The organism is Amycolatopsis sp. FU40 (assembly GCF_021903635.1).
GTDB classification, from domain to species: domain Bacteria; phylum Actinomycetota; class Actinomycetes; order Mycobacteriales; family Pseudonocardiaceae; genus Amycolatopsis; species Amycolatopsis dendrobii.
The window spans coordinates 7223664-7248373 of sequence record NZ_CP091381.1; the positions used below are offsets into that span (position 1 = coordinate 7223664).

21 protein-coding genes and 1 tRNA gene are annotated in these 24710 nt (G+C 68.6%); 10 read left to right on the top strand and 12 right to left on the bottom strand.

Features of this window, described 5'->3' with window-relative positions; genetic code table 11:
• Window positions 1-3 precede the first annotated feature (3 nt).
• Together L3Q65_RS33955 and L3Q65_RS33960 are read left to right on the top strand one after the other, a co-directional pair.
• Window positions 4-2754: an FtsK/SpoIIIE domain-containing protein gene (locus L3Q65_RS33955; protein WP_237597545.1), complete on the top strand. Its 2751-nt coding sequence runs from the start codon at window positions 4-6 to the stop codon at window positions 2752-2754.
• Complete coding sequence (locus tag L3Q65_RS33960; RefSeq protein WP_037808549.1) at window positions 2751-3122, top strand: hypothetical protein; 372 nt, start codon at window positions 2751-2753, stop codon at window positions 3120-3122. The genes L3Q65_RS33955 and L3Q65_RS33960 overlap by 4 nt, the downstream gene beginning before the upstream one ends.
• Before the next feature lie 61 nt (window positions 3123-3183).
• Here L3Q65_RS33960 and L3Q65_RS33965 read toward each other — a convergent pair whose 3' ends face one another.
• A complete protein-coding gene (locus tag L3Q65_RS33965; protein WP_304504529.1) occupies window positions 3184-5577 on the bottom strand; it encodes an endonuclease/exonuclease/phosphatase family protein in 2394 nt (797 codons plus the stop codon).
• A gap of 233 nt (window positions 5578-5810) precedes the next feature.
• Between L3Q65_RS33965 and L3Q65_RS33970 the strand changes: the two genes are divergently transcribed.
• Window positions 5811-6827, top strand: coding sequence for a CapA family protein (locus L3Q65_RS33970; protein ID WP_237597546.1), 1017 nt, complete (start codon window positions 5811-5813; stop codon window positions 6825-6827).
• 378 nt (window positions 6828-7205) lie between these two features.
• Here L3Q65_RS33970 and L3Q65_RS33975 read toward each other — a convergent pair whose 3' ends face one another.
• Window positions 7206-7904 (bottom strand): alpha/beta fold hydrolase, encoded by a 699-nt coding sequence (locus L3Q65_RS33975; RefSeq protein ID WP_182892687.1) that lies wholly within the window; start codon window positions 7902-7904, stop codon window positions 7206-7208.
• 92 nt (window positions 7905-7996) lie between these two features.
• Between L3Q65_RS33975 and L3Q65_RS33980 the strand changes: the two genes are divergently transcribed.
• Window positions 7997-8560, top strand: coding sequence for a TetR/AcrR family transcriptional regulator (locus tag L3Q65_RS33980; protein ID WP_182892688.1), 564 nt, complete (start codon window positions 7997-7999; stop codon window positions 8558-8560).
• 2 nt (window positions 8561-8562) lie between these two features.
• Here L3Q65_RS33980 and L3Q65_RS33985 read toward each other — a convergent pair whose 3' ends face one another.
• A complete protein-coding gene (locus L3Q65_RS33985; protein WP_182892689.1) occupies window positions 8563-9489 on the bottom strand; it encodes a TauD/TfdA family dioxygenase in 927 nt (308 codons plus the stop codon).
• A 325-nt stretch (window positions 9490-9814) separates the two neighbouring features.
• On the opposite strand from L3Q65_RS33985, the gene L3Q65_RS33990 reads away from it, so the two are divergent.
• Together L3Q65_RS33990 and L3Q65_RS33995 are read left to right on the top strand one after the other, a co-directional pair.
• Window positions 9815-10108 carry a hypothetical protein gene (locus tag L3Q65_RS33990; RefSeq protein WP_220507595.1) on the top strand — a complete coding sequence of 98 codons (294 nt, stop codon included), beginning with the start codon at window positions 9815-9817 and terminating at the stop codon, window positions 10106-10108.
• Window positions 10108-10677 (top strand): hypothetical protein, encoded by a 570-nt coding sequence (locus tag L3Q65_RS33995; protein ID WP_237597547.1) that lies wholly within the window; start codon window positions 10108-10110, stop codon window positions 10675-10677. Before L3Q65_RS33990 ends, L3Q65_RS33995 begins: the two co-directional genes overlap by 1 nt.
• Here the strand turns inward: L3Q65_RS33995 and L3Q65_RS34000 are convergent.
• From L3Q65_RS34000 to L3Q65_RS34020, 5 genes are all read right to left on the bottom strand, one after another.
• The gene (locus L3Q65_RS34000; protein ID WP_182892692.1) at window positions 10674-11468 is read right to left on the bottom strand and encodes an SAM-dependent methyltransferase; all 795 of its coding nucleotides are present in this window, start codon (window positions 11466-11468) and stop codon (window positions 10674-10676) included. The two genes, L3Q65_RS33995 and L3Q65_RS34000, sit on opposite strands and share 4 nt — an antisense overlap.
• A gap of 21 nt (window positions 11469-11489) precedes the next feature.
• Window positions 11490-11813: a hypothetical protein gene (locus L3Q65_RS34005; RefSeq protein WP_182892693.1), complete on the bottom strand. Its 324-nt coding sequence runs from the start codon at window positions 11811-11813 to the stop codon at window positions 11490-11492.
• A gap of 243 nt (window positions 11814-12056) precedes the next feature.
• A tRNA-Ser gene (locus L3Q65_RS34010) sits at window positions 12057-12143 on the bottom strand.
• A 43-nt stretch (window positions 12144-12186) separates the two neighbouring features.
• Complete coding sequence (locus tag L3Q65_RS34015) at window positions 12187-12627, bottom strand: nucleoside deaminase (protein ID WP_237597548.1); 441 nt, start codon at window positions 12625-12627, stop codon at window positions 12187-12189.
• Between the two features lie 23 nt (window positions 12628-12650).
• Window positions 12651-13133 (bottom strand): tRNA adenosine deaminase-associated protein, encoded by a 483-nt coding sequence (locus tag L3Q65_RS34020; RefSeq protein ID WP_037354362.1) that lies wholly within the window; start codon window positions 13131-13133, stop codon window positions 12651-12653.
• A 76-nt stretch (window positions 13134-13209) separates the two neighbouring features.
• On the opposite strand from L3Q65_RS34020, the gene L3Q65_RS34025 reads away from it, so the two are divergent.
• Together L3Q65_RS34025 and L3Q65_RS34030 are read left to right on the top strand one after the other, a co-directional pair.
• Window positions 13210-14439: a M20 family metallopeptidase gene (locus tag L3Q65_RS34025; RefSeq protein WP_237597549.1), complete on the top strand. Its 1230-nt coding sequence runs from the start codon at window positions 13210-13212 to the stop codon at window positions 14437-14439.
• Window positions 14440-14953: 514 nt separating this feature from the next.
• Window positions 14954-15856, top strand: coding sequence for a dihydrodipicolinate synthase family protein (locus tag L3Q65_RS34030; RefSeq protein ID WP_237597550.1), 903 nt, complete (start codon window positions 14954-14956; stop codon window positions 15854-15856).
• Window positions 15857-15860: 4 nt separating this feature from the next.
• Here the strand turns inward: L3Q65_RS34030 and L3Q65_RS34035 are convergent, their stop codons facing one another.
• Window positions 15861-16826: an RNA polymerase subunit sigma-70 gene (locus tag L3Q65_RS34035; RefSeq protein WP_237597551.1), complete on the bottom strand. Its 966-nt coding sequence runs from the start codon at window positions 16824-16826 to the stop codon at window positions 15861-15863.
• Between the two features lie 210 nt (window positions 16827-17036).
• Here L3Q65_RS34035 and lysA point away from each other — a divergent pair, with 210 nt between their 5' ends.
• A complete protein-coding gene (lysA, locus tag L3Q65_RS34040) occupies window positions 17037-18371 on the top strand; it encodes a diaminopimelate decarboxylase (protein ID WP_237597552.1) in 1335 nt (444 codons plus the stop codon).
• Here lysA and L3Q65_RS34045 read toward each other — a convergent pair.
• On the bottom strand, window positions 18368-19894 hold the full coding sequence (locus tag L3Q65_RS34045; protein WP_237597553.1) for an APC family permease: 1527 nt from the start codon (window positions 19892-19894) through the stop codon (window positions 18368-18370). The genes lysA and L3Q65_RS34045 overlap by 4 nt on opposite strands.
• Window positions 19895-20085: 191 nt before the next feature.
• Between L3Q65_RS34045 and L3Q65_RS34050 the strand changes: the two genes are divergently transcribed.
• Entirely contained in the window at window positions 20086-20583 is a 498-nt protein-coding gene (locus L3Q65_RS34050; protein ID WP_009084674.1) for an Lrp/AsnC family transcriptional regulator, read from the top strand.
• Window positions 20584-22180: 1597 nt separating this feature from the next.
• Here the strand turns inward: L3Q65_RS34050 and L3Q65_RS34055 are convergent.
• Both L3Q65_RS34055 and L3Q65_RS34060 read right to left on the bottom strand, forming a co-directional pair.
• Window positions 22181-24010 carry a LamG-like jellyroll fold domain-containing protein gene (locus tag L3Q65_RS34055; protein ID WP_237597554.1) on the bottom strand — a complete coding sequence of 610 codons (1830 nt, stop codon included), beginning with the start codon at window positions 24008-24010 and terminating at the stop codon, window positions 22181-22183.
• A gap of 124 nt (window positions 24011-24134) precedes the next feature.
• Entirely contained in the window at window positions 24135-24581 is a 447-nt protein-coding gene (locus L3Q65_RS34060) for a DUF6328 family protein (protein ID WP_043834838.1), read from the bottom strand.
• Window positions 24582-24710: the final 129 nt, after the last annotated feature.

Consider the following 24710-nt stretch of genomic DNA (forward strand, 5'->3'; position numbering starts at 1 on the left):
GAGATGGCCAGCAAGGCAGCCGAGCAACGCAATCGTGTGCAAACCGCCCTCGACCGGGTCCGGCACCAGATCGGGCTCGTGCTCGGGGCCGCGGCGGGCGCGCGCGAAATGGCCGAGGCCGAGGTGGCGCGGCTGACGCTGGAACAGGAGATCGTCCGGGTCGGCATGGACCACGCCGATCCGGCGCAGCAGACGGAGTGGGCCCGGCATCCGGCGGCGCACGAGGTGTTCGCCGCGCTCGGCGGCACCCGCACCGCCTTCTACACCGACTGGAGCGCCGGTCCCGGCGAACTGCGCGACCTCGTCGCCGCGCACGCGCCGGGCCCGGCCGGACGGCCGCCGAGCGAATGGCTCGGCCGCGTCGGCACGAATCCCGGCGTCGCCGCGCCCGCGCTGTGGCGGGTCGGTTCGGCCACCGCGGCCGGACGCGACATCTCGCGCACGTTCGACGTCGCCGTGCCGTTGCTGGACGAATCGCACCTGGCCATCACGTCCGCGCCGAAAACGCGGCCGGTGGTGGACGGGATCGTGCAGGGCCTGCTGATGCGCGTGCTGTCGGCGTTCGAGCCCGGTGCGGTGAAAATCCACCTGTGGGACGTCGGGCAGCTCACCGCGATCCTGCCGGACCTGTACCCGCTCAGCCGCACGAGCGCGCTGTCGCTGTACGACCCGACACGGCTGGAGGATCTGCTCGACGAACTCGCCGGGCACATCCGCCGGATCCACGCCACCGGCATGCAGGCGGGCCACACCTCGTTGCGGGAGCTGCGAAAAGCCACCAACCAGCGCCTGGAGCCGTACCGGATCGCGGTGCTGTACGGCAACGGCGAAACCCTCGACGCGGAACGCGCACGCGACCTCAAACGCGTGGCCAGCGGCGCGCTCGCGGCTGGGATCTGCCTGATCCTCGTCGATGTGCCCACCGCGGTGAGCGCGTCGATCGAAACGCTCAGCCTGCTGGACGAAAGGCGCGCGGTCAGCAGCATGACCGGCAGCGACCTGGTCGTGGACCTTGATCCGCCGATGCCGTCCGGGCAGGTCATCCGCGCGGCCAATCGCATCGCCGAAGCGCTGATCGCTCGCCAGGGCGGCCCGCGGTCGTTCGCCGACCTGATGCCCGCCGAGATCGGCCAGGAAAGCTCCGCGCGGGAGCTGCGCGCGCCGATCGGGTTCCACGAGGGCGAAGCCGTCGAAGTGGTGATCGGCGACGCGAGCCCGCACGCGCTCATCGGCGGCCCGAGCGGTTCCGGGAAAACGAACTTCCTGTACGCCTTGCTGGGCAGCCTCGCCGCGCGCTACACGCCGGACGAGCTGGCGTTGTACCTGCTGGACTTCAAGGAAGGCGTGTCGTTCGCCGGTCTCGCACCCGGCCGCAAGGACTCCAGCTGGCTGCCGCACGCGAAACTGGTCGGGGTCAACGTCAACACCGACCGCGAATTCGGGTTGGCGCTGCTGCGTTTCCTCGCCGACGAATTGCGCCGCCGGTCTGCCGCGGCCAAGGAACACGAGGTCACGAATCTCGCTGACCTGCGGGAACAGGATCCGGGCGGACACTGGCCGCGGATCGTCGCGGTGATCGACGAATTCCAGTACCTATTCGCCGGACGCGACCAGGTCACCGCGCAGGCCACGCAATTGCTCGAAGACATCGCGCGGCGCGGACGTTCGCAAGGCATCCACCTGGTGCTGGCCAGCCAGGACGTCGCCGGGATCGAGGCGTTCTGGGGCAAACCCGCGGTCTTCGAACAGTGCACGCTGCGCATCGCGATGCCGAAGGCGCGCCGGGTGCTCGCGGAAACGAACAACGCGGCCGTGTCCGCACCCAAGTGGCACGCGGTGATCAACCACGATTCCGGTGTCGCGCACGGTAATCAGCTCGCGCACGTCCCGGATGCGAGCACTCGCAACGTTTTCGTGAACCTGCAGCAAAAACTGTGGGAACTCTACGCTGGCCGCTTCACCCGGCCGCGACTGTTCGACGGTGCGCATTCGCCCGTGCTGGAACAGTTCCCGGCCTATCTGGAGCTCAAGCCGAGCCCCCAGCCGCGGGCGATTCTCGGCCAGTCGATCGACGTCACCGAGGCTGCTTGCGGCGTCGAACTTCCTCGGGTCCCCGGCCGGAACGTCGCCGTGCTTGGCGGCGCGACGGCGGAGGCATTGTCCATTATGGACTCCGCGGCTCGCTCGCTTTCCAAACAGCTCAAGGAAGGCGAGGTCGAGTTCCTGCTTCACTGTCCGATCGAAGCGAGCTCTTCGGCGGTCTTGGACCTCAAGGACCGGCTAGTCGCCGAAGGACATCTCGCGACGCTGACCGACAACCTGTCGGCCGAACTGGAGACGATCGTCGAATCGCTCTCCACGACGACGCCGCGCATCCTGCTGCTGTACGGAGTGGACGCCGCGCTGCCCGCTTTGGAAGCCAAGGCTGTCGGCCAGCTGAAGAGCGGTCTGGACCACCTTCGCACGCTGCTGAAGAACGGGCCCTCGCACGGCGTCCACACCATCGGCTGGTGGCGCAGCACCGCACGGCTCAAGGACACCCTCGGCTTCGGCGGCACAGACGACATCGGCACTTGGGCCGCGCTGGACGTTCAGGGCAATGATCTGTCGCCGTTCGCCGCGGGTCAGGTCGTGCACTGGTCGCCGCGACCGGGCCGGGCTTTGTTCTTCGACCGCACCACGCACGGGGCGCCGGAAGTCATCATCCCGTTCCAGCGCCCAGAAACCGAGCCGACCGCGGGAGGCACGCCGTGACCGAAGGAACCACCAGCCCCGCCATGCGGTACAAGGAAATCGTGGGCTTGGCCCGCGGTTCGGCGGACAGCCTGCGCGCATGGGAACTGGCCCGAGCGGACGAAATCGAACGCCAACTGGCGGACGCGCACGCCGCGGTTGCTGCCGCGCAGGATCGGGAGGAGAAGACCCGGGAGCGCGCCAATCGGTGGTGGAAGATGGCGCTGCATAACGTTTCGCGGCTGAGTTTCGTGGAGGCGCTGGACGATCCGCAGCCGGTGACTACTGCTCGGCCACAGTATTTGGACCGGTATTTGGAAGAGGTCAAGCCGAGTTATCAGGAGCTGGTACAGGCGGTGCTGGGGCTTGGCTGGCGGGCAAAGCGCTAAAGCCGTGAGGGGAATCCTGAGGGAATCTGATTCCCGCAGGGTTCCCCTCACGGACAACTAGCTACGCCGTCCGGTGAAAGAACCGGTCCAGCTGATCAAGCAGGTCGTTGGCGAAGTCCGCGAACGCATTCCCCGCCGAAGGACGGAACCGCACCACCTGCGGGTCATGATCGCTGGCCTGGTCAGCGAACTCGGCATTGACATGCACCACGTCGTAATCCACGCCACGCGGAGCAGCCGAGGCCAAAATGTGGTCCAGCACCTGCGACTGCCCCTCGAACACATAGCTGTACCGCTCAGCCGGAGGCAACGTCGAGATCAGGTCCTTCAACAACCCACCCGACGTCAGCTTCGCCAGCGCGGGCGAGAACTGGTAGTCGTTCAAGTCACCGGCCACCACGACGTTCGCCCGCGGGTCCGCGCCCAGCAGCTGTGCCACGAAACCCTGCAGCACAGTCGCCTGCTTCTGCCGCTGCACCTCGGAGCTGCGCGTCGGCGGCTGGTAGCGGCCGTGTGTCGGCTGGTCGCCGCCCTTCGAGTTGAAGTGGTTGGCCAGCACGAAAACGGTGCGGCCGCGGAACACGAACTCCCCGGCCAGCGGTTTGCGGCTGTCCTCCCACGCTTCGTTGCCCGGGTCGACCCGGCCCGGCGACTGCGTCAGGTGCGCCTTGCCGTGGTCGGAGACCACGCCCACCGAGGCCGTCGGGCTGCCGCCCGGTCGATCCACAAAGGACACTCGGGCGGGATTGAACAGGAAGCCGACGCGGATGTTGCCGCCCGGCTGTCCGCCGTCCTCGTCGTTCACCGGGTTGATCTGCCGCCACTGGTACCGCGGGCCGCCGGCGGCGACGATCGCGTCGGTGAACTTCTTCAGCGTCGCGTCGGCGTCGACCGTTCCGTCGTCGGTCGCGCCGCTGTTGTCCTGGATTTCTTCCAGGGTAACGATGTCCGGCGTCGCGAGGTTGTCGACGATGCCGTGCGCGAGCTGCGCGTACTTGGTGTCCGAATCGGACGGTGCGAGGTTCTCGACGTTGTACGTCGCCACCGAAAGCTCGCCAGGACGCTGCTTGCGCGTGGTTTCCTTCTGCAGCTTGTTGTCCTTGGCCGCACCCAGCTTAGACGCGAACAGCGTGTACCCGCCGAAGTTGCTGTACTCCACCGGACCGGAGGTGACGCCGGTGAGCACGTCGCCGGTGTTGACCTTCGGAGCCGCCTGCTGCGCGGAAGGAATGATCGACTGAACCTTCAGCACGCCGGTGTTGATCTTGTCGTAGCCGAGGTAAACCGTGCCACCGCGCGGAGTCGGGTTCTGCTGCGGCTTTGTGGTCACGTAAAGCTCGCCGTACTTGTTGCTCGGACCGACCACGCGCGCGTCGGAAACCTGGACGATCTCGCTTTCGTGCGCTTCCCAGAAGTCCAGTGCGTACTTCGACGGCTCGAGCGGCAACGGCTCGATGTTGCCGTCCGCCTTGGGAGCCAGCACATCCGGCACCTGGTCCGGTGTCAGCACGGTCGGGGCGGGCAGCGGGTTGCCCGAAGAATCGACCGTCCACTGTGCACTCGTCAGCTCGGTGAGCGACTGATAGTTCGAGGTCGCGGGTGCGTCCGGGTAGTACTCCTTGACCTTGCCCTGCGCGGTGACCGCGTCGCCGACCGCCACCGCCGGGGTCGTCGATCCGGTGAACACGAACAGGCCCTCGCTGGTGCGCGGGTCGCTGTCCGGATGCGGGTCGGTGATCCAGAACCCGCGTGCCGAACCGAAGCTCCGCACCGCGGTGACGATGCCGGTGACGTCCTCGACCTGCTTGTCCTTGAACGGCGAAATCCGCGTCGTGCCCTGGATGTCGTGGATCTTCGCCGGAACGCCGGGTTCGCCGGGCTGGGTGCCGGTGGTTTCGCCCTTGGTGTTGGTGGGCGTCGGGTCGCCGACCGCGAAATCCGCACTGTTGTCGTCGGTGTCGGCGAGCGTCGCCGCCCGCGCGACCGAAGTCGTGTTCGACGGCGCGGCGGCCGGATTCCCCTCGCGGACAACGGCATCACCGAAACCGACGAGGTCTTTTACGCGGCTGTCGGCCGCGCAGTCGGCGGCGCTCTTGCAGGTCAGCGGCGCGCTGTCGGACACGAGCGCGACGGTGCCCGCGGTAGCGGACATCGCGATGCCCCCGGTCGCGTCCGGCGTCGGCAGCGCGACCGTGCCGCCGTTCCCCTTCCCCTCCGCGACGAGGTAGCGGCCCTTCGGCGCGACGGACCCGGCGAGCGGCGTGACCTGCCACTTGCTCGACGCGCTCGCCGAAGCGGGCAGGTACTGGACGCTGTAACCGTCGAGCGCGACCGGCGCGCCGCCGTGGTTGGCCAGCTCGATGAAGTCGTTGGTCAGCGTGGCGCCGGAATTGCCGCCCCCGCCGTAGACCTCGGCGATCAGGGCGTCCGCGCTCGGCGCCGCCGAAGCGGGCACGGTCAGTCCGCCGAGCGCGAGAGCAGCGGCGGAGGCGGCAACCGCGCCTCTGGTCAGTCTTGCCCCACCGGCGCTGCGGCCCCCGGCGGGACGACGGGATATGGTCACCCTGAGTCCCCTCTGCATGTCAACGGTCGAGGCATCGTCCCCCGAACAAGCGAAGCAGAGGAAGACGAAAGGGCAACGATTCGTAACGAGCTGGAGGGATTTCCTCCTTTGGACGGGTTGACGCAATGATCACGCTCGTACTCGGCGGAGACGTCAACCTGCAGGGCCGCGCGAACCCGGAAACGGCGTTCCACCCGTTGACCTCGCTGCTCACCGGCGCCGACGTGCGGTTCGTGAATCTCGAAGGACCGCTGTCCGGCTCGACCGGGTTGGACATCCCGCACAAGCCGAACTGGCGGCACTCGCCGCCGGAGATGGTCACCGCGCTGACTGCCGCCGAGATCGACGTCGTATCCGTCGCCAACAACGTCACCTACCCGCCGGCCGCGGCGATGGCGAGCCTCGCCGTGCTGGATCGCGCCGGAATCGCGCATTGCGGCGCGGGCGCGAACCTCGCCGAGGCGCGCGCGCCGGCGATCCTCGAACGGCCCGGCGGCCGGATCGCGTTCCTCGCCTACACCTCGCTGTGCTGGCCCGTCGGACAGGAAGCGACGGAAGACTCGCCGGGTGTCGCCGCGGCGGGCGCTTACACGTCGTACCAACCGGATCCGCGCGTCCTGGACGTCCCCGGCCGCCCGCCGATCGTGCACACCACGCCGGTCCGCCGCGACCTGGAGCTGCTGCTGGCCGACATCCGTCGCGCCCGCACCGAGGCCGACCACGTCGTGGTGTCGATGCATTGGGGCATCCCCGGCGAAGAACTGACCGAGTACCAGGTGACCTACGCGCACGCGATCATCGACGCCGGCGCAGACCTGGTCGTCGGGCACGGACCGCACACCGTGCAGCCGGTCGAGGTGTATCGCGGCCGCCCGATCCTCTACAGCCTGGGCAATCTCGTCTTCGACTGGCCCGCCATGCGCGACCGGCACCGCGACGGCCTGCTCGCCGGCTGCGTCGTCGGCGAGCAGATGCGGGTCGAATTAGTGCCGATCCGCCGCGACGAAGACAACGAATGCGTACCGTTGACGGGGGACGACGCCGATGAAGCACTGCAGCGGTTCGTGGAGCTGTCCGCGCGCCGCGGCACGAGCGTGACGGTCAGTGACGGCTTCGCGACCGTTGAAGGACTTCGCGGCTAGACCGCTGGTCCCGCCTTCACCCGGACGGCGCATCTGCCTTAAATGCAGCTCAAGCCCGGGGTCGACTGGTACCGGGCGGGAGTACCTTACCGATGAGCACGGAAACTGTGGCCCAGACCACTTTTGGGCCGCACCGGCGCTCACGGGTAGCACCTCGCGGGGGAGGCGACACGGTCACGTGGGGGTTGACCGTCGTCGAGTGCGCAGGTGCCACCACCGGAGGAAAACAGCCGCGGGCGCGGGACTTTCCGCTTCGCCCGCGACCGCGGCTCCACGGATTTGCCCCGGGGAAGCCTCGCGAGTGGCGAGGCGCCGCCTTGACCGCGCGGGGGAGCGCGGGAGGGGGAGGAAGGCGGCCCGCCTCGCCACTCGTGAGCATTAATCGCTGAGCAAAGCCGTCGCCCCGGCAACCGCTCGCGCGCAGATCTCGCCGTGGGTGAGCGGCAGGTAGTGACCGGCGCCCGGCACGATCTGCAGCGCGCCGTCCTGGCAGGCAGCCAAAAATCGGCGTTCGCCGAGGCGGAAGTGATCGCGGCGGCCGTTGAGCAGCAGTACCCGCCCTGGGTACCGCGCGAGGTCGGCGAGCGGATCCATCCCGGCCGCCATCACGTCGGGGATGACTTCGGAAGCGATTCCCGCCGCGATGACCGGCTCGGCGACTTCCGCGGGGAGAACCCGGCGGAGCAGCCACGCGCTGAACGAAGCGCCGTCGTCAGCGGTCGTCGCCAGGCCCCGGCGCGCGAACCGGAATCCGCCGCGCAGCACCGAACTGGGCACCAGCGAACATCCAGCTCCCACCAGGGAAATGACCCGCTCCGGATGACGGGCCGCAGTCGCGATCGAGACATAGCCGCCGAGCGAATGCCCCACCAGAACCGCCCGTCCGCCCACCTCGTCGATGGCCTCGGCGACCGCGTCAACCGCACCGTCGAGCGTGAACCGTTCCCCGCGCCGGGCCCCGTGTCCCGGCAGGTCCGGCGTCGCGACCCGACCGCGTGCCAGGCGTTTCTGCTGCTGCCAGCACGCTCCCGACAGCCGGATGCCGTGCACGAAAACCACCGGCAGTACTTCGCTCATGTCTCCACCTTCGCCCAGTTTGCAACGGAGCGTTGCATGCCACCGGTCTACCGAATGCAACGCACCGTTGCAAACCGGGCTAGGATCAGGCCATGGACCGGACCGCCTCCCGCCCGCGCAAGGCGGACGCCATCTTCTCCGCGACCCTCGCGCTGCTGGCCGAACGCGGTTACGACGCACTGACGGTCGAAGCGGTCGCAGCGCAGGCCGGAGTGCACAAAACGACGATCTACCGCACCTGGGCGACCAAGGACGAGGTCCTCGCCGATGCCCTCGTGCAGGCCCCGGAACTCGCCTTCGCGATCCCCGACACCGGTTCCCTGCGCGGCGATCTGCTCGAACTGGCGAAGCAGATCCACCGTCTGCTGTCCGATCCGGCGACCCGGCGCGTCATCACCGCCGTCGTCTCCGCACTGCCGGACCGGCCCGCCACCGCCGAGGCCGCCGGACGGTTCTTCGCCGACCGCCTCGGCCGCGAGCAGGCCGTCTTCGACCGTGCCCACGACCGAGGCGAACTCGCCGACGCCGCGGATTCAGAGATGATCATGGATCTGCTGGGCGGAAACCTCTGGTTCCACACCCTGATCCGGGCGAAATCCGCCGACGACGCCTATCTCGAACGACTTGTCGACACCGTCCTCACCGGAGTCTCGTGAGGTCAGTACGGCCGGTCCCCGACGATCGCGACGCGCTCGGCGATCCGGACGTGCGGGTGGTAGTCGTTGACCGCGTAGTGCTGGGTCGCGCGGTTGTCCCAGAACGCCACCGAATCCGGCTCCCAGCGGAACCGCACCTGGAACTCCGGCGTGTGCGCCTGGAGGAACAAATACCGCAGCAGCCGGTCGCTTTCGGCGCGGTCGAGGCCGACGATGTGCGTGGTGAACGCCTGGTTCACGAACAACGTCCGCCGCCCGGTCTCCGGATGGGTCCGCACCACCGGGTGCTCGACCGGCGGGTACGCGTCCTGCCACTGGGCCAGCAGGTCCGGGTCGGTGAACCGGTCGAAACCGGGGACGAAATCGTGCACCGCGGTGAGTCCGTCGATCCGCTCGCGGACGTCGGCGGGCAGGTTGTCGTAGGCGGCGGCCATGTCGGCCCACATCGTGTCGCCGCCGATCGGCGGGACCTCGACCAGCCGCAGCACCGAACCGAGCGCCGGATTCGGCCGCCAGGTGACGTCGGTGTGCCAGATGTTCTCGTACCCGGGCATCCCGGCGGTGCGGGTGAACCGCACGACCTGATCGGAATCTCCGCGCGGGATGAACGGGTTGGTTTCCAGCTCGCCCCAGTTCGCGGCGAACGCGCGCTGCTGCTCAGAGGTGATGTGCTGGTCGCGGAAGAACAGCACCTTCCACTCCAGCAACGCGCGGTTCAACTCGGCGCGCAGCCGCGGCGACACCGGCGCGCCGAGGTCCACTCCGGAGATTTCCGCGCCGATCACCCGGCCGAGCGGACGCAGGGTGAAAAGCTCGTAGGGACGTTCTTCAACGCCGTCCGGAAGGCGGCGCAGCACGCGCGGTCCTTCGAGGATCCCGTCGTCCGGGGTGACGGACGAGCGCAGGCGGGCAGGCAGGTCTACAGACATGGCGGTACTCCCGGAAGAATAGGTGAATTCGGCTGCAGCAGCGGAAAAACGCCTACGCGGGAGGAGAGCCGAGACGACCGCGACGCCTCAGGAGAGCGGCTACGCCCTCGCCGTCCGACCGCGCCGGGGCACGGCCGGCTTGCGGCACTACCCGGTTCTCTGGCATGACTCCAATTCTGGCCGGGTACGGATCCGCCGGTCAAGGATCCCCACGATGTGGAATCGTCGCACGCCCGGCCGAGTGACCCGGGCGGCCTCGATGGGGTTAGATCTCTCCAGAGGGTGGCGGGCCGCGGTTCGCGCTCTCCCGGCAGCGGAGGTCCCCATGGCAGGTTCGACGAGCGAGCGGCTCAACGCCGCCGCGGACGCGCTCGATCGAGCAGCTGCCGACGCGGACCGTGCGGCGGGCCGGTTCGCCGAAGCCCGTCTCGAATCGACGCCGTGGGGCATTTCCGCGCCCGCGCGGGAAATCGCCGCCCGATGGGAGGCCGCGCTCGCCGCACGGGACGTCGACGCGCGCATCCTCGGCGACGCGACGTCCGACCTCGCCGGCCAGCTGCGGATGGCCGCCCAAGGCCACCACCACCGTCCGACGATCGCGACGGCGCTGCTGAGTTGATGCCGTTCCTCCACCCGGCGCTGGACAACGCGGCCGCCGGGCTTGCTGCATTGGGCGCCGCGGCCGCCGCGATCGGTGCCCCGGACCCGATCGCCGCGTTGCGCCAGATCGACTGTTCCCCGCAGACGATCCGCGAATCCGCGCGCACGTTGTCGGGCGGCCGCGACGTGTTGGTGATGGCACGGCTGGAGTTCGAACGCGGGGCGCACAGCGCGGAACGCAAATGGGGCGGCGAACCGGCGGCGCAATTCCGGGGCAGCGCGGACGAACTCGACGCGCACTACCGCCAGGCCGCCGAAGCCGCCGCGCGGACCGCGTCGGTCGGCCTCGATCTGGCGGATTTGCTTGACCGGCTGGCAGATCAGACCGCGGCGCGCGTCATGCTGATCGCCGAAGGAGTGTCCCCGGCGGCCGTCGCGCTGCTGGCGGGCGACCGATCCGCCGAGCCAGCGGTGCGGGAGGCGTGCGAGACCATCGCGGAAGCAGTCACTCGCGGCGTCGCAACCATAGGAGAGGCAACGACTTTCCTCGACGCTTTCGGCACACCGGTGTTGCAGGACGAGAATTAGCGGGTCGCGATCACGAATCCGCCGCGCGTGTGGTCCAGTGGCTCGCGTCCGTAACGGACGGAAAGTTCAGCCACCGTAACGGTTTCCGGCCGCCAGCCGCGCTCGGTAAGCCACTCCGGAGCATCTCCCGCGAGACCGCCGCGCCAGAGCGCCGTGACCTCGCCGCCGTATTTGCGCGCCCGCTCCAGCAATCCGTCCTGATCGCCGTCCGGCCGGTGTTCGAACGAAACCCGGCTGCCCGGCGCGGACAACTCGGTGACGGCCGTGAGCATCCGTTCCGCCTCGTCGCGGCTGAGGTAGACGAGCAGCCCCTCGGCGAGCCAGACGGTCGGCTGGTCCGGGTCGAATCCCTCGTTTTTCAACGCAGCGACCCAGTCGTCGCGCAGATCCACCGGAACCGTCGTGCGCTCGCAGCGAGGCCGCGCGCCTTTTTCGGACAGCACGGATTCCTTGAAGGCGAGCACATCCGGCAGGTCGACCTCGAACACGCGCGCACCGTCGGGCCAGTCGAGCCGGAACGCACGAGCGTCGAGACCGGCCGCGAGAAGCACCGTCTGGGTCCCGCCGGAGACGAAGTCGTCGAAGAACCGAGTGCGGATCGCGACCTGGTGCGCGAACACCATCCCGAGCTGGTGATGGCGTTCCTGGCCCGCGAAGAGCGCGCGCCCAGCCTGGAAGAACGCGCCCGCGTAGGGATCCTCGAACAGCCGATCCGGCCGCCCGCTCTCCAACGCCCGAAGCCCAGCCACCCCAACCGCGGTCTTGCCGACCGGCGGAAGCTCTTCGCTCATGCGGCCAGCCTACGGAAGAAGCTACTTCGGCATCGCCGCCTTGATGGCCTCGACCAGCTGCCGCACCTTCTTCCGGTCGGACGAGCTGTAGTAAAACGTGCACATATCGGCTTTGTCTCCGCCCGAGGCCGGGTTCTCGATGACCGCCGTCGACGCCCCGGTCACCTTGAACTTGAGACACCCCGGGCTGAACGCGCGGGGTTCGGTGTTGCTGACGTCGCTGATCCGGCTGACCGTGAAGGTGTGTCTCTTGTCCGCTCCGAACAGGCCGTCCTTGACCGCGGCCTTGATCGTGACCTGCTTGCCGCTGAACGTGAGCGAACGACGCCGGGCATAGATGTACAAAGCGCCACCTCCGGTACCAGGGACCAGCTACCGAAGCACTAAACGAACACCCCCCACCCAAAGTGCCCGCCAGCTACGCCCGCTAAGCCCCAGCGTGCGTCCCAAGACCAAGGCGACCCACCACCTCCGGGGGGGTCCGGGGGGCGAAGCCCCTCCGGGCGGGGCCTGGGGGTTGCACCCCCAGAAACGAGGCGAGCGGGCCATGCCGACGCTTCCTGTCGGCATAGCCCGCCCACCCGCGAGCGGTGGCGGTGGGATTTGAACCCACGGACGGGATTAACCGTCACACGATTTCGAGTCGTGCTCCTTCGGCCGCTCGGACACGCCACCGCCGAGAACAATACCGGACCCCCTCCGCGGCTTGCGGCGGGGGCTACTCGGCCCCTAGCCGCCGGTCCGCGAAGTACGCCTCGAGCAGGGCGGCGCAGTCGCTTTCGAGCACTCCGCCGTGGACTTCCGGCCGGTGGTTGAGGCGGCGGTCGCGCACGACGTCCCACAGTGACGCCACTGCGCCGGTCTTGGGCTCCCATGCCCCGAACACCAGCCGCGCGACGCGGGCGAGCACGAGCGCGCCGGCGCACATCGTGCAGGGCTCCAGGGTGACCGCGAGCGTGCAGCCCTCCAGCCGCCAGCCGTCGCCGAACTCGCGGGCCGCCGCGCGCAGCGCGAGGATCTCCGCGTGCGCGGTGGGGTCGGCCAGTTCGACGCGCGCGTTGCGAGCCGCTGCCAAGGGGCGCCCGTCGGGGTCGAAGACGACCGCGCCGATGGGCACGTCGGCACCAGGGGCGCGGGCCGCGTCCAGCGCGGCCCGCACGGCCTCGGTGTCGTCCGGCCGTCTCAGAGCTGGTCCAGCAGTTTCGAGAACTCGGCCTCGAACCCGCACCGCTGGGCGATCATCTGCAGCTGTTCGTCCGGGTAGAGGTCGACCTCCCCGACGATCACCTCCAGTTCGCCGCCGGGCAGGCCGAGGTCGGCCAGGATTTCGAGGTCGCCCTCGGGCCAAACGGCGTCGTCGTCCTCGTCCGGAGGGTCTACGCGCAGGACGTCGAGGACGTCGGCCGCGATGTCGTAGTCGAGCGCCGCGGCGGCGTCCGACAGCAGCAGCGACGGTCCCCTCGGGCTCGGCCGGACGATCACGAAGAACTCGTCGTCGACGGCCAGCAGGCCGAACGCCGCTCCGGTCGACCGGAGCTTGCCCAGCTCGGTGATCGCCGCATCCAGCTCTGTGAGCGCCGAGGAATCGAGCGCACTGCACCGCCACCGACCGTCTTCACGGACCACAGCTATCGCGAAGCCCGTGACCGGCTCTTGCACCGCCATGCGCACACCGTATTCCGCCTCGCTGGCGAACGCACGCACGGTGCGCCGGAAGCGTGCGAGGTGCCACTATCGAGCCATGACCGGACCCACCGACCTCCCCACCCTGCCCGGCAACCGGCACGCCGGGCTGCTCGACGCCGCGCGGCAGCTGCAGGACCGCACTGTCGAGCTTCGCCGCGCTGTGCACCGGCATCCTGAACAGGGCTTGCAGCTGCCGCGCACCCAGGCGGCGATCCGCGCCGCGCTGGCCGACCTGCCGATCGAACTCACCGACGGCCGCTCCACGACGTCGCTCACCGGCGTCCTGCGCGGTGCTCGTCCTGGCCCGGCTGTGCTGCTGCGGGCGGACATGGACGCGCTGCCGCTGACCGAGGACACCGGTCTGGAGTTCTCGTCCGAGATCGACGGTTCGATGCACGCCTGCGGACACGACACGCACGTCGCGATGCTCGCCTCCGCGGCGCGGCTGCTGTCCGAGCGGGTCGACGACCTGGCGGGCTCGGTCGTGTTCATGTTCCAGCCGGGCGAAGAGGGCATGCACGGCGCGCGGCACATGATCCACGAGGGAGTGCTGGACGCGGCGGGCACGCGCGTCACGCGAGCCTTCGGCCTGCACACGATCGCCAACAGCCCGAGCGGCGTCCTGCAAGTGCGCGGCGGGCCGATGATGGCGTCGGCCGACACGTTCAGTGTCGAGATCACCGGCCGCGGCGGCCACGGTTCCGCCCCGCAGGACGCCATCGACCCCGTTCCCGCCGCGGCGGCGATGGTCGGCGCGATCCAGACGATGGTCACGCGCCGGATCAGTGTCTTCGACCCGGCGGTGGTCTCGGTGACCCGCATCCAGGCCGGAACGACGACGAACATCATCCCCGAGACGGCGGTGCTCGAGGGGACCATTCGCACCCTGTCGGAGTCGACGCGGTCCTTCGTCCGCGAGGAACTGCCGAAGGTGTGCGAGGCAGTCGGTGCGGCGCACGGCTGCCGCGTGTCGGCCGGCGTGGACCCGGGCTACCCGACGACGGTCAACGACCCGGCAGTGGCGGCCGAGGTGTTGTCGCTGGGCGCCGAGGTGCTGGGAGCGGACAACGTCGAGGAGCTGAGCACGCCGATCATGGGCGCCGAGGACTTCTCGTATGTCCTGCAACGAGTTCCGGGCACGTTCGCGTTCATCGGCGCCCGCGAGCCGGGAGCGGATCCGGCTACCACCGAGGACAACCACTCGAACCGGGTGAAGTTCCACGAACCGGCGATGGCCGCCGGGGTGGCCATGTACACGGCGTTCGCGTTGGACGCCCTGCGCTGAGGATTCGGCACGTCCCCTTCGCCGGGGGCGTGCCGACTCACTCGGCCTTGGCGAGGAAGACGAACTCGCGGTCCGGGCGGTCGGAGCCTTGCCGGACGTCCAGGACCCGATAGCCCTCGACGCGCCTCGACCTCGCCCTGACTGCGGAATCGGAGGGTCGAGTCCGAGGTGAGGACGCTGCCGTCGGCCAGGAACGCGCACTTGGTGCGGAACGAGGCGAGCGGCAGCCGGACTTCGGTGACCTCGACCCGCTGCTCCACCGCCCCGATCCCCGGCACTTCGCGGGTGTGCGGCGGCACGTCCCAGGTCTCCCACGCGCGGTAATCCGGCCGGCGGGTCTCGGACACCAGGTATCCGCCGGGCCGCAAGACGGCCAGGCAGCCGGCCCTACAGCCGGTCGGGCCGCCCTTCGGCATTGACCTGGGACGCATATCCCAAAGATCAGGACGATTGTCCTGCCCGCTCGTGTTACCCTCCGACGGTCGAGACATCATATATCAGATCGGATCTGCTCGTGGCGTTCGAGAAACAGCGACAGCGGCTCGCCGGCGTGGTGGCGATCCCGGTGACCCCCTTCACCGCGGCCGGGGACGTGGACGCCGAGACGTACGAGCGGCTAGTCGAACGGCTCGTGCTGAGCGGCGTCGAGGTCGTCACGCCGAACGGCAACACCGGCGAGTTCTACGCGCTCGAAGAGCAAGAAACGCGACAGTGTCTCGAAGTCACCGCGAAGGCTGCGCGGGAGGCGAGCGTCCTCGCAGGCGTCGGCCACGACGTGCGCACAGCCGTGAAGGCCGCGAAGCACGCGCGCGCTTCCGGAGCGGACATGGTGATGATCCATCAGCCCGTGCACCCGTACGTATCGCGCGCGGGCTGGATCGACTACCACCGCGCTATCGCGAACGAAGTGCCCGAACTCGGGGTTGTCCTGTACGTGCGCAACCCCGCCATCGAGGGTGAAGATTTGGCGCAGCTCGCCGACGTCGCGCCGAACGTGCTTGGCGTGAAGTACGCGGTGCCGGACCCGGTGCGCTTCCGCACCGTCGCACGCGACGCGGGGTACGAGCGCTTCGTGTGGATCGCCGGCCTCGCCGAACTGTCCGCCCCTGGGTACTTCGCAGTCGGCGCGACAGGCTTCACCTCCGGCCTGGCGAACGTCGCACCGCAGATCTCGCTCGACCTGTTCCGCCGTCTCCGCAACCGCGACTTCGACGGAGCGATGGAGATCTGGGACCGCATCCGCCCGTTCGAAGAGATGCGCGCCGCGCACGGGAACGCCAACAACGTCAGCGTGGTCAAGGACGCCCTCTCGCAACTCGGCCTGTGCCGCCCCGACGTGCGGCCGCCGAGCAGGCTGCTGACCGCGGCGGAACGGGACCAGCTCTTCGGAATCCTGTCCTCGTGGGGGCTTTCGTAACGCGTCAGGCGAGCGCGGGCGGGAGGTCGAAGGCCGGGAACACTTCCGGACCGAACGTGGTCACCTCCGCGACACGGCCGCCGTCCAGCCGCAGTGTCACCAGCCCGAAGGCCCGGAACTCACCGACTGTGCGCGCGTACGTGGCGAGCGCGGGCAAACCGTTCGAGCGGGTCTCGACAACGCGGAACTCGGCAGCGTCGCCACCGTGGAATGCCGGAGCCCAGCTTTCGAGCACTGTGTCCCGCCCCGCGTACCAGGTCGGCTCCGACCCCATGTGCCCGCCAGCGCCGGGAGCGTGACTACAACGCACGTCTTCGCGCAACAGTTCAGCGAAGGCCGCTTCGTCGTGCTCTACGAGCGCCTTCACGTACTTCGCGACGACAGCGCGTTCCTCCTCGCTCGCGGACGCAGACGCCCACTCCGTACGTCGCGTAGGCAAGTGCTCCTGCAACTCGGCCCGCGCGCGCAACACATTGCTGTTCACCGACGCGGGCGTCGTACCAAGCGCTGAAGCCGTTTCACGCGCAGACCAGCCGAGTACGTCGCGAAGCACCAACGCAGCACGCTGTCGCGGCGAAAGATGCTGAATGGCGGCGAGGAACGCCAGCTCCACCGTCTCGAGCGCGACGACGACACCGTCCGGCTGAAGCGCGCTGTCGGGTGCAGGCTGCAACCACGGCACCGCGACATCGGGACGCGGTGCGAGGTCGGAGTCGTGCGAAACCGGCAGATCGAGCACCGGCAACTCCCGCGGGTGTGCTTCGAGGTGATCGAGACACGCGTTGGTCGCGATCCGATACAGCCACGCCCGCAGGCTCGCGCGGCCCGCGTACGTCGAACGGCCGCGCCACGCGCGCAGCAGAGTCTCCTGGACCAGGTCTTCCGCCTCGTCGAACGAGCCCAGCATCCGATAGCAGTGCACCCGAAGCTCGTGCCGGTACGGCTCGGTCTCGTTCGCGAAGTCCGTCATCTGTTCAACCATGGCCGATAAGACGGCCGAACTCCGGAAAACTCAGCAAAGCCCAGCTCAACCAGGGTGTGGCGGAAGTTACTCGCGCGTTAAGAACGCGTCAGCACGACCGCCGGGGCCGTCAGAGGCCCGTTTCCGGGACGTTCCGGTCCGGGGTCGGCGCAGTGTGCTGGCGATGTTCGCCGCGATCGACATCGACCGGAGGTAACCGTGACACTCAGCGAGCTGCTCCCGAGTCTCGGCTGCGAGGCCGCCGACCATCTAGAACCGGGACTCTGGCCGCAAGGCACAAAGCTCGGCGAAGGCGGCGAGTTGCTCTTCGCCGGCGCACCGGTCAGCCACCTGGCGGCGCGCTTCGGTACGCCCGCGTACCTCCTCGACGAAGAACAGGTGCGCGAAACAGCCCGCGCGTACCGCCGTGCGATGCCGGAGGCCGACGTCGCCTTCGCGAGCAAGGCACTCTGCACGCGAGCAGTGTTGCGTTGGGTCGCTGAAGAAGGACTGTCGCTCGACACGTGCTCCGCTGGAGAGATCGCTGTCGCACGCGCTGTTGGCTTTCCCGCGGAGCGCATCCTATTACACGGCAACGCGAAGACTCCTGAAGATCTGAAAGCTGCACTGCAGTACGGCGTCGGCCGCATCGTCCTCGACTCTCTCGACGAAGTCGAACAACTCGGCGCGCTCGCGCACGGCGCACAACGCGTCCTTATCCGCGTCACGCCCGGCGTCAGCGGCGACACGCACGCTGCGATCACCACCGGCACCGAAGGACAGAAGTTCGGCTTCTCGCTACGCCCCGACGTACGCGACAACGTTGACCGCGCTGTCGCCGCAGTGCTTTCGCAGCCGAGTCTGCAACTGACCGGACTGCATTGCCACATCGGCTCGCAAGTGTCCCGTGTGGACCGTTACGAGGAAGCCGCACGACGGATGGTCGAAGTGCTCGTCCACATCCGCGACCAATACGGAATCACATTGCGCGACTTGGATCTCGGCGGCGGACACGCGGTTCCGTACGCCGACCGTGAAGCGTCCTTCGACCTCGACGGGTACGCACGCCGCCTCCGCGTCGCCCTGAGCTACGAATGCTTGTCCCACGACTTTCCCGTGCCACGCCTGACAATCGAGCCCGGTCGCGCGATCGTCGGACCGGCCGGGATCACCGTTTACCGCGTGTGCGCTGTGAAACGCGGCGCACGCACCTTCGTCGCTGTCGATGGCGGCATGAGCGACAACCCGCGCCCCGCGCTGTACGGCGCGCGCTACACCGCGCGTCTCGTCGGCCGCCGCACGAAGGCCGCGCGTACGCCGATGACGGTGGTCGGACGACACTGCGAGTCCGGCGACGTACTGGCGGACGTCTGCCTGCCCGACGACATCCACGTTGGCGACCTGTTGGCCGTACCGTGCACCGGCGCGTACCACCACTCGCTGGCGTCGAACTACAACCTCGTCGGCCGCCCACCGCTTGTCGGCGTACGCGACGGGCACGCGACGCTCCTCGTACGCCGCGAAACCGAAGAAGACCTGCTTCGCCGCTGCTAGCTTTCGATGGTCTGACCGCCGCGGGCAACGGCGCCGCGCGTCAGACTTCGCCCGGCGAAGAAGTCACGGCAGGCGCGTTGCACGGCGAACATCAACGGAAAGCCCACGAGGATCGCGACGACACCAATCACCGCGACACCGCCGATGCCGAACACAGTGGTCTCTCCGGAGTCAGGCCTCGCGTACGCGATCGCCGCGAGCACCAGTACCGCCAGGAAGAACACGCCACCCACGAAGGGTAGTAAGCCGCGAAGCAGGAAATTGCGCACGCTCGACAACAGTGTCCGGCGAAACACCCATACGCACGCAAGCGCCGTCACCGTGAACTCGATCGCGATCGTGAGCCCGACCGCGTCGACCGAATCCGCGAGCACGTTCCGGCTCCACAACGCCAGCAGCACGTACAAGGCGAGCGACACCAGCCCGAACGCCCAGGTGGTCACCGACGGCGTCTGATACTTCGGGTGCACGCGGCCGAACACCTTGGGCAGTGCGCCGTGGCTGGCCATCGACAACGTGGTGCGCGCGGCGGGCATGATCGTGGCCTGGCTCGTGGCCGCGCCGCTGGTCAGCACGGACACGATCAGCAGCAACCCCATGACCTTGCCGAACCCGGACGTCCCGAACACCGCGCCGCCCAGCCCGGCGAGCACGTCCTCGGCGTTCGCCTCGTTGGCCAGCCCGATCCCGTGCTCGCCCACGCCCGCGAAAGCCAGCGACGCGACGGTCACCAGCAGGTAGTTGAGCACCAGCAGCACGGTCGACAGGATCGCCGCCCGGCCCGGCGCGTGCCGCGGATCAGCCGATTCCTCGTTCACCGAAAGCGAACTCTCCCAGCCCCAGTAGATGAAGACCGCGAGCAGCACCGCCGACACCGCCGTCCCGACACTCACTCCGCTCGGCCACAGCCAGTCCCACTGCGGCGTGGTCGCTTGCGGGCCCGCAGTGCCGCTGTAGACGCGCGTGAGCGCTACAACGGAAAAGATCACCAGGACGGCGAGTTCGATGCCGAGGAGGACCCACTGCGCCCGCGCGGACACCTCGATGCCGCGGTAGCAGAGCCAGCAGAGCGCGAGCAGCCACGCGCATCCGATCGCGGTCGTCACCGCACGGTTGTTCGCGAGGTCGTCTAGACCAAACAGCAGCAGCGTGTACCGGCCGGTCAGCGCGGATTGACTGCTCATCACCAGCAGCTGCTCCACCAGGACGACCCACCCGGTCATCCAGCCGACGCGGCTGCCGAACGCGCGGGTGGCCCAGGTGAAGTTGGTGCCGCAATCGGGTTCGGCGGCATTCAGTTCCCGGAAGGCACACGCGACGAACAGCACCGGGACGAACGACAAGAGCACGAACGCGGCGGCTTTGAACCCCGTTCCGGCGAGCACGATGAACCCGAGCGTCGCGGCGATCGAATACGCCGGGGCGGTCGACGACATCCCGATCACCGTCGAGGACACCATGCCCAGCGCGTTCGAACGGAGTCCCTTGGCCGGCACCACAGGCGCGGCGACGGCTTCGGTCATTGGAATATTCCTCCTCGGGATCGGCGGTTCGCGACCGTACCCGCTGTTTGCCGGAGCCAGAACGGGGGCGTGCGGGAGCGCACATGTCCGCCATCTGGAGAAGAAAACGGGAAAGGGTCTCCTGCTCTCCGGCTCCTGCCGATACGCTGCGCGTCTGACGAATCACATGCCGAAACACAGGGAGGGACGGCATGGGTGACGAAAACCGTACGAAAATCGAGGAACCGCGTGCTCCGAGAGCGCTAGACGGGACCGACCGGACGCTCATCACGCTGTTACAGGAAGACGGCAGGGCGTCGTTCACCGCACTGGCCAAGGCGGTGGGTCTTTCGGAGGGCGCGGTGCGGCAGCGAGTACAACGGCTGCTGCGAGAGGAAATGGTGCAGATAGTCGCCGTGACCTCGCCGGAACACGTCGACCTGACCCGAAGGGCGATGGTCGGCATCACGGTGGACGGAGACGCCCGCGAAGTGGCCCAGCAACTGGCCAAGGTCGCCGACGTACACCAGGTGGCACTCTGCTCGGGCCGCTTCGACCTGCTGGCGGAACTGCTCTGCCGCGACGACGACCACCTCCTGTCCGTACTCGGCGACGAGGTACGGCCAATCGCGGGCGTCGTCTCGACGGAGCTGTTCGTGTACCTGAAGCTCGCGAAACAGGACTATTCGTGGGGACGGCTCACCGCCTGATCCACGGGTTTCGCGGCCGGGTGCGGGCAAGGTGCACGGTCGGGTTTCGCCGATCGGGTTTCGCGGCAGGGCACAGGGCTGGGTTCACGGGTTGGCGTGCTCAGGCTGAGTTCTCGGTGGGGTTCTCGGTCTGAGGTGCCGGCTGAGCTTTCGGCGCGGCGCGGCCGGACTGCTTGCTTGGCGGGGTCCTTGAGCTGGGCTCGTGGTCTCGGTTCGGGGCTGCCGTGCCCGGACTCGGGTCCTCCGGCGAGGTCCACGGGCTCCTGCGGGCCAGCGCGGTCGGCCCGACGCTCCGGCTGCGCCGGACTGGTTCAGGCTGGCACCTGGACTGGACCGGCTGGCTCTCGGGCAGAACCAAGTGGTTCCCAAGGCGCGGTCCTCGGACACAGCTCCCGGCTGGTATTCCCAGCCCGGATCGGCTGTTCCTCGGACTGGACCACCTTGGTTCCGCGGCACGCTCCCCGTCCGCGGCGAGTTTCCCCGGCCTCGTTCGGCCGAATCCGGGACTTGCCAAGGCGGGACCGTCCAGGCCAGAGCACCGGCTTCGGAGTTCCGTTCCAGCATCAACGCCGGTCCCGGTTCTGAAAGCCCAGCACGAGCGTCAGTCCCGGCAGCTCCGGCCAAGCCGCCAGCCCGGCGCGCTCCACTGCTGGCCCAGCAACGACGCTGGCCAGCACGGGCTTCCACCCGTTCCGGCAACGACGCTGGCGCGGCATCCGGTTCCGGCCGCAGCCAGCAACGACGCTGGCCGCACCTGATCCATCGCTCCGGCAATGACGCTGGCGCACCGCACAGTTCCGGCCGTTGGCTCCAGCAACGATGCTGACTCCACCGGCTCAGCAACGACGCTGCCCGACCGGCGAAGCGGGCCTAGCCGCCAGCTCCGGCAACGCACCCGGTCCCGGCACCAGGCCCGAACACCGGTTCCAGCACCCGTGCTGATCTCGGCAACGAACTCCAACCGCCGGCAGTACCTGGCAACGAGTTCCGACACCAGCGATCAGCCTCCACGCCGGACCCGGCAGCGGGCCCAAGCCATCCGCGTCCATGCCCCCAGGCACGGACGCGAGCCACCGGCACCCGTGCCGACCAGGCAACCGGGACTCCGACCCCAGCACCGACGCTGGCAGGAATCCCGGCAACGGTCCAGCATCGACGCTGGCAGGAATCCCGGCAACGGTCCAGCATCGACGCTGGCCCGCCTGAGACCGCACACCGACGTTCCCTGCCCCAGTCCCCGGCACGGGAACGCTCGCCGATCCCAGCACGCCTTCAGCAAGCCCGGTCCCGCTCACCGGCACACCGCCGGCCTAGGCGAATTAACCGGATCGGCACTCGCCCGAACGAATTCACCCCGCTCCGGCCCTGCTTCACGAAGACTATTACCGCCTTTCCCCGATTAGACCGACTGGCCGAAGCCATCAGTTTCGCTAATACCCCCGAACGGCCGCACTGGTCGAATGTGCCCACCGCGCAATCGGAATAACGTGCCCGGGGTTCCGTATCGACGTTCGGTCAACAAGCCCGTTCCGGATCCAATCCCAGGCCCGCGCACCCCGCCTTCCGCAATTGCCGAGCAGCCAATCGGCGCGGCTTATCACCCCAGCAGAAATTCCCGCGGCGCGAGCGCCCGGTCGACCACGCGGGCTTCGCCGATCTCGCCGTAGAAGCTGCGCTCCACCTTGCCCCGGTACGACGAGGCGCCGACCAGCCAGCTGCCGCCCGGGTTGGCCAGACCGATCGCCGGCGTCTTGGGATTGCGCAGCAGCGGGCAGCCGTCGACGTAGAGCGTGCTGCGCCATCCGTCGTTGACGACCGCGACGTGCCACCACTTCGCCAACGGCAGTTCGTGGCCCCAATTGGTCGAAATCCCGTTCTGGTTCACCGGGAACACCGCCCACTGCAGCTCCGCGCCGTCCGAGACGCTGAACGTCGCGGCGGATTCGTTGGGGTCGTCGCCGGACTTCCCGGCCGCGCCGCCGTTGCCTAGGCGCGCGAAGATGCCGCACCAGCCGTGGGTGCCGTCGCGGAAGTCTTCGGGCAGCCGGATGAACGCTTCGACGGTATAGCCGCGCTGGAAGGTCAGGTTGTTCATCGGCGCGCTGTCGACGGTCTGGAGATACGCGCCGCGGCCAGGGTTGCGCGCGCCGTCGAACCGAAGGCTCGCCCGCGACGGTTGGCGGGGCGAGAAATCCGCCGAGTAAGTCAACGCGTCAGGCCCGCTGCCCGGCACGGTCGCGCGGCGCAGGTCGTTGCCGCGGCCGGTGAGGTCCTTGATCAGCGCGTTGTCCGGAACCGGAGCCCCCGCGCGGCCGCCCTCGAACCGCCAATACGCGACGGTGCCCGGCACGAGCTGCGGCTTCACCGGACGGGCAGGCGGCACCGGCACGGGCGCGAAACCGGCGAACCGCTTGTCGAAGTCGATGTCGATGCTGAAGTAGTCGACGTCGGTGCTGCGCTCCGCTTCGATGCGCTCGAGTTCGGTGAGGTCGCGCCGCCCGTCGAGCCACGGCGAGAAGGTGCGGACGTCGATCACGCCGCGGGCAACGTCGAACTGGTACAGCCGGATCATGCCGCTGCCGCCGTAGTAGCGGTCCTGGTAGTTCGTGAGGTGCAGGTGCACGTCGTGGCCGGCGGCGTTGCGCTTCACCAGACGACTCGGCGGCCAGTAGTGGCCGTTGAGGGTCAGGAAAATCTGGTCGCTTTCGTTGACGAACTCGTCCCAGACCTGTTTGCCGAAGTCCGACAGGAACGCTTTGCCCTGCTCGTCGGAGTTGACCAGCTCGTGGATCGTCAGGATGGCAGGCATCTTAGGGTGCTGCGCGAGAACCTGCTTCGCCCATGCGAATCCGCTCGCCGACGGACGCCAGTCCATCGCGAGCACCAGCCATTCCCGACCGGCGGCCCGGAACACGTGATAGGTGTTGTAGCCGTCCTTCGAGGAACCGCGGAACGTCGGCGAGTTCCGCTGCCGCTGCGGCCCGAACGCGTCGAGGTACGGCGTCCGGCCGCGCTGGTCGTCGGTGGAACCGTCGATGTCGTGGTTGCCCGCGAGCGTGCTGTACGGGAACCGGAACCGGTCGAGCACCTGGAACGACCGGCTGATGCCAGCGAACTCCCGAGCTTGGCCGTTCTGCGTGAGGTCGCCGAGGTGCGCGAGGAAGACAACGTTGTCGTCCTGCGCGTGCCGCAGCAGGTACGACAACGAGGCGTCCACCGGCGTCGAGTCGCCCCGGTCCTCGTCGAACAGGTACTGCGTGTCCGGCATGACCGCGATCGTGAACCGCGGGCTGTCACCGTCCGGCCGCCGAGCGACACCGGGATCAGCCGCGGCGATCCCGTTCAGACCAGGAAGCGCGGACACCGCCGCACCGGCACCGAGGATTCCGGCACCGCGTAGGAAGTTCCGCCGTGAAGAGTCAGTCACGAGCAGGAAGCTACGGGCCGGTCCCGACCGCTACGGCAACAATTGCCGACGGCTCGATGAACAGCTCCGCGCCCCCGGCGTTTCTGTCCTGCGCAGGACAAACAGCGGTCCGCACCGACGCCGCTCAGTGACCGTCGCGTCGCCTTTGGTCGCCGACAAGCATGCCCGGCACCGCAAACCACAGCAGCCCGAACAGCAAGATCGCCATCCCGCCGACGAGCCCCATCGCAACCGGTCCGAATGAGACCTTCGCGATCAGCGCGACAGTCACCGTGATCGCCGCGGCAAGACACCCAAACCCAACGAGCACGACCCGGTTGCCGACCCGCAGGATCTGCTCCCTTCGCCCAGTCCGGAACAGCATCCGATGCCACGCCGCAGGAGCGATCAGCAATGCCGTCGCCGCGACGGTGAGCAGCACCGCGAGCAGATGCAGCGTCTTCTCGAACCCGCTGGCGTCATGGAACCGGCCCGTGAAGACCACCGACAGCAGGAACCCGAACAGGATCTGGACGCCCGCCTGCGCGACCCGCAGCTCCTGCAGCAGTTCGCCGACGTTCCGCTGCAACATCTGGTTCCGTGTCTCACCGGTGTGCTCGACGTCGTCGACAACCTCCGCCGGTCCGTCGACGCCCGCCGGTCCGTCGACCCCCGCCGACCCCTCGACGTCCGCCGACCCAGCGACCTGCGCGGGACCACC

Coding starts and splice junctions, on each gene's coding strand:
- L3Q65_RS33955 (WP_237597545.1), top strand. CDS start 4: ATGGCCAGCAAGGCAGCCGAGCAACGCAATCGTGTGCAAACCGCCCTC.
- L3Q65_RS33970 (WP_237597546.1), top strand. CDS start 5,811: ATGATCACGCTCGTACTCGGCGGAGACGTCAACCTGCAGGGCCGCGCG.
- L3Q65_RS33975 (WP_182892687.1), bottom strand. CDS start 7,904: ATGAGCGAAGTACTGCCGGTGGTTTTCGTGCACGGCATCCGGCTGTCG.
- L3Q65_RS33980 (WP_182892688.1), top strand. CDS start 7,997: ATGGACCGGACCGCCTCCCGCCCGCGCAAGGCGGACGCCATCTTCTCC.
- L3Q65_RS33985 (WP_182892689.1), bottom strand. CDS start 9,489: ATGTCTGTAGACCTGCCTGCCCGCCTGCGCTCGTCCGTCACCCCGGAC.
- L3Q65_RS33990 (WP_220507595.1), top strand. CDS start 9,815: ATGGCAGGTTCGACGAGCGAGCGGCTCAACGCCGCCGCGGACGCGCTC.
- L3Q65_RS33995 (WP_237597547.1), top strand. CDS start 10,108: ATGCCGTTCCTCCACCCGGCGCTGGACAACGCGGCCGCCGGGCTTGCT.
- L3Q65_RS34000 (WP_182892692.1), bottom strand. CDS start 11,468: ATGAGCGAAGAGCTTCCGCCGGTCGGCAAGACCGCGGTTGGGGTGGCT.
- L3Q65_RS34020 (WP_037354362.1), bottom strand. CDS start 13,133: ATGGCGGTGCAAGAGCCGGTCACGGGCTTCGCGATAGCTGTGGTCCGT.
- L3Q65_RS34025 (WP_237597549.1), top strand. CDS start 13,210: ATGACCGGACCCACCGACCTCCCCACCCTGCCCGGCAACCGGCACGCC.
- L3Q65_RS34035 (WP_237597551.1), bottom strand. CDS start 16,826: ATGACGGACTTCGCGAACGAGACCGAGCCGTACCGGCACGAGCTTCGG.
- L3Q65_RS34045 (WP_237597553.1), bottom strand. CDS start 19,894: ATGACCGAAGCCGTCGCCGCGCCTGTGGTGCCGGCCAAGGGACTCCGT.
- L3Q65_RS34050 (WP_009084674.1), top strand. CDS start 20,086: ATGGGTGACGAAAACCGTACGAAAATCGAGGAACCGCGTGCTCCGAGA.
- L3Q65_RS34060 (WP_043834838.1), bottom strand. CDS start 24,581: ATGTTGCAGCGGAACGTCGGCGAACTGCTGCAGGAGCTGCGGGTCGCG.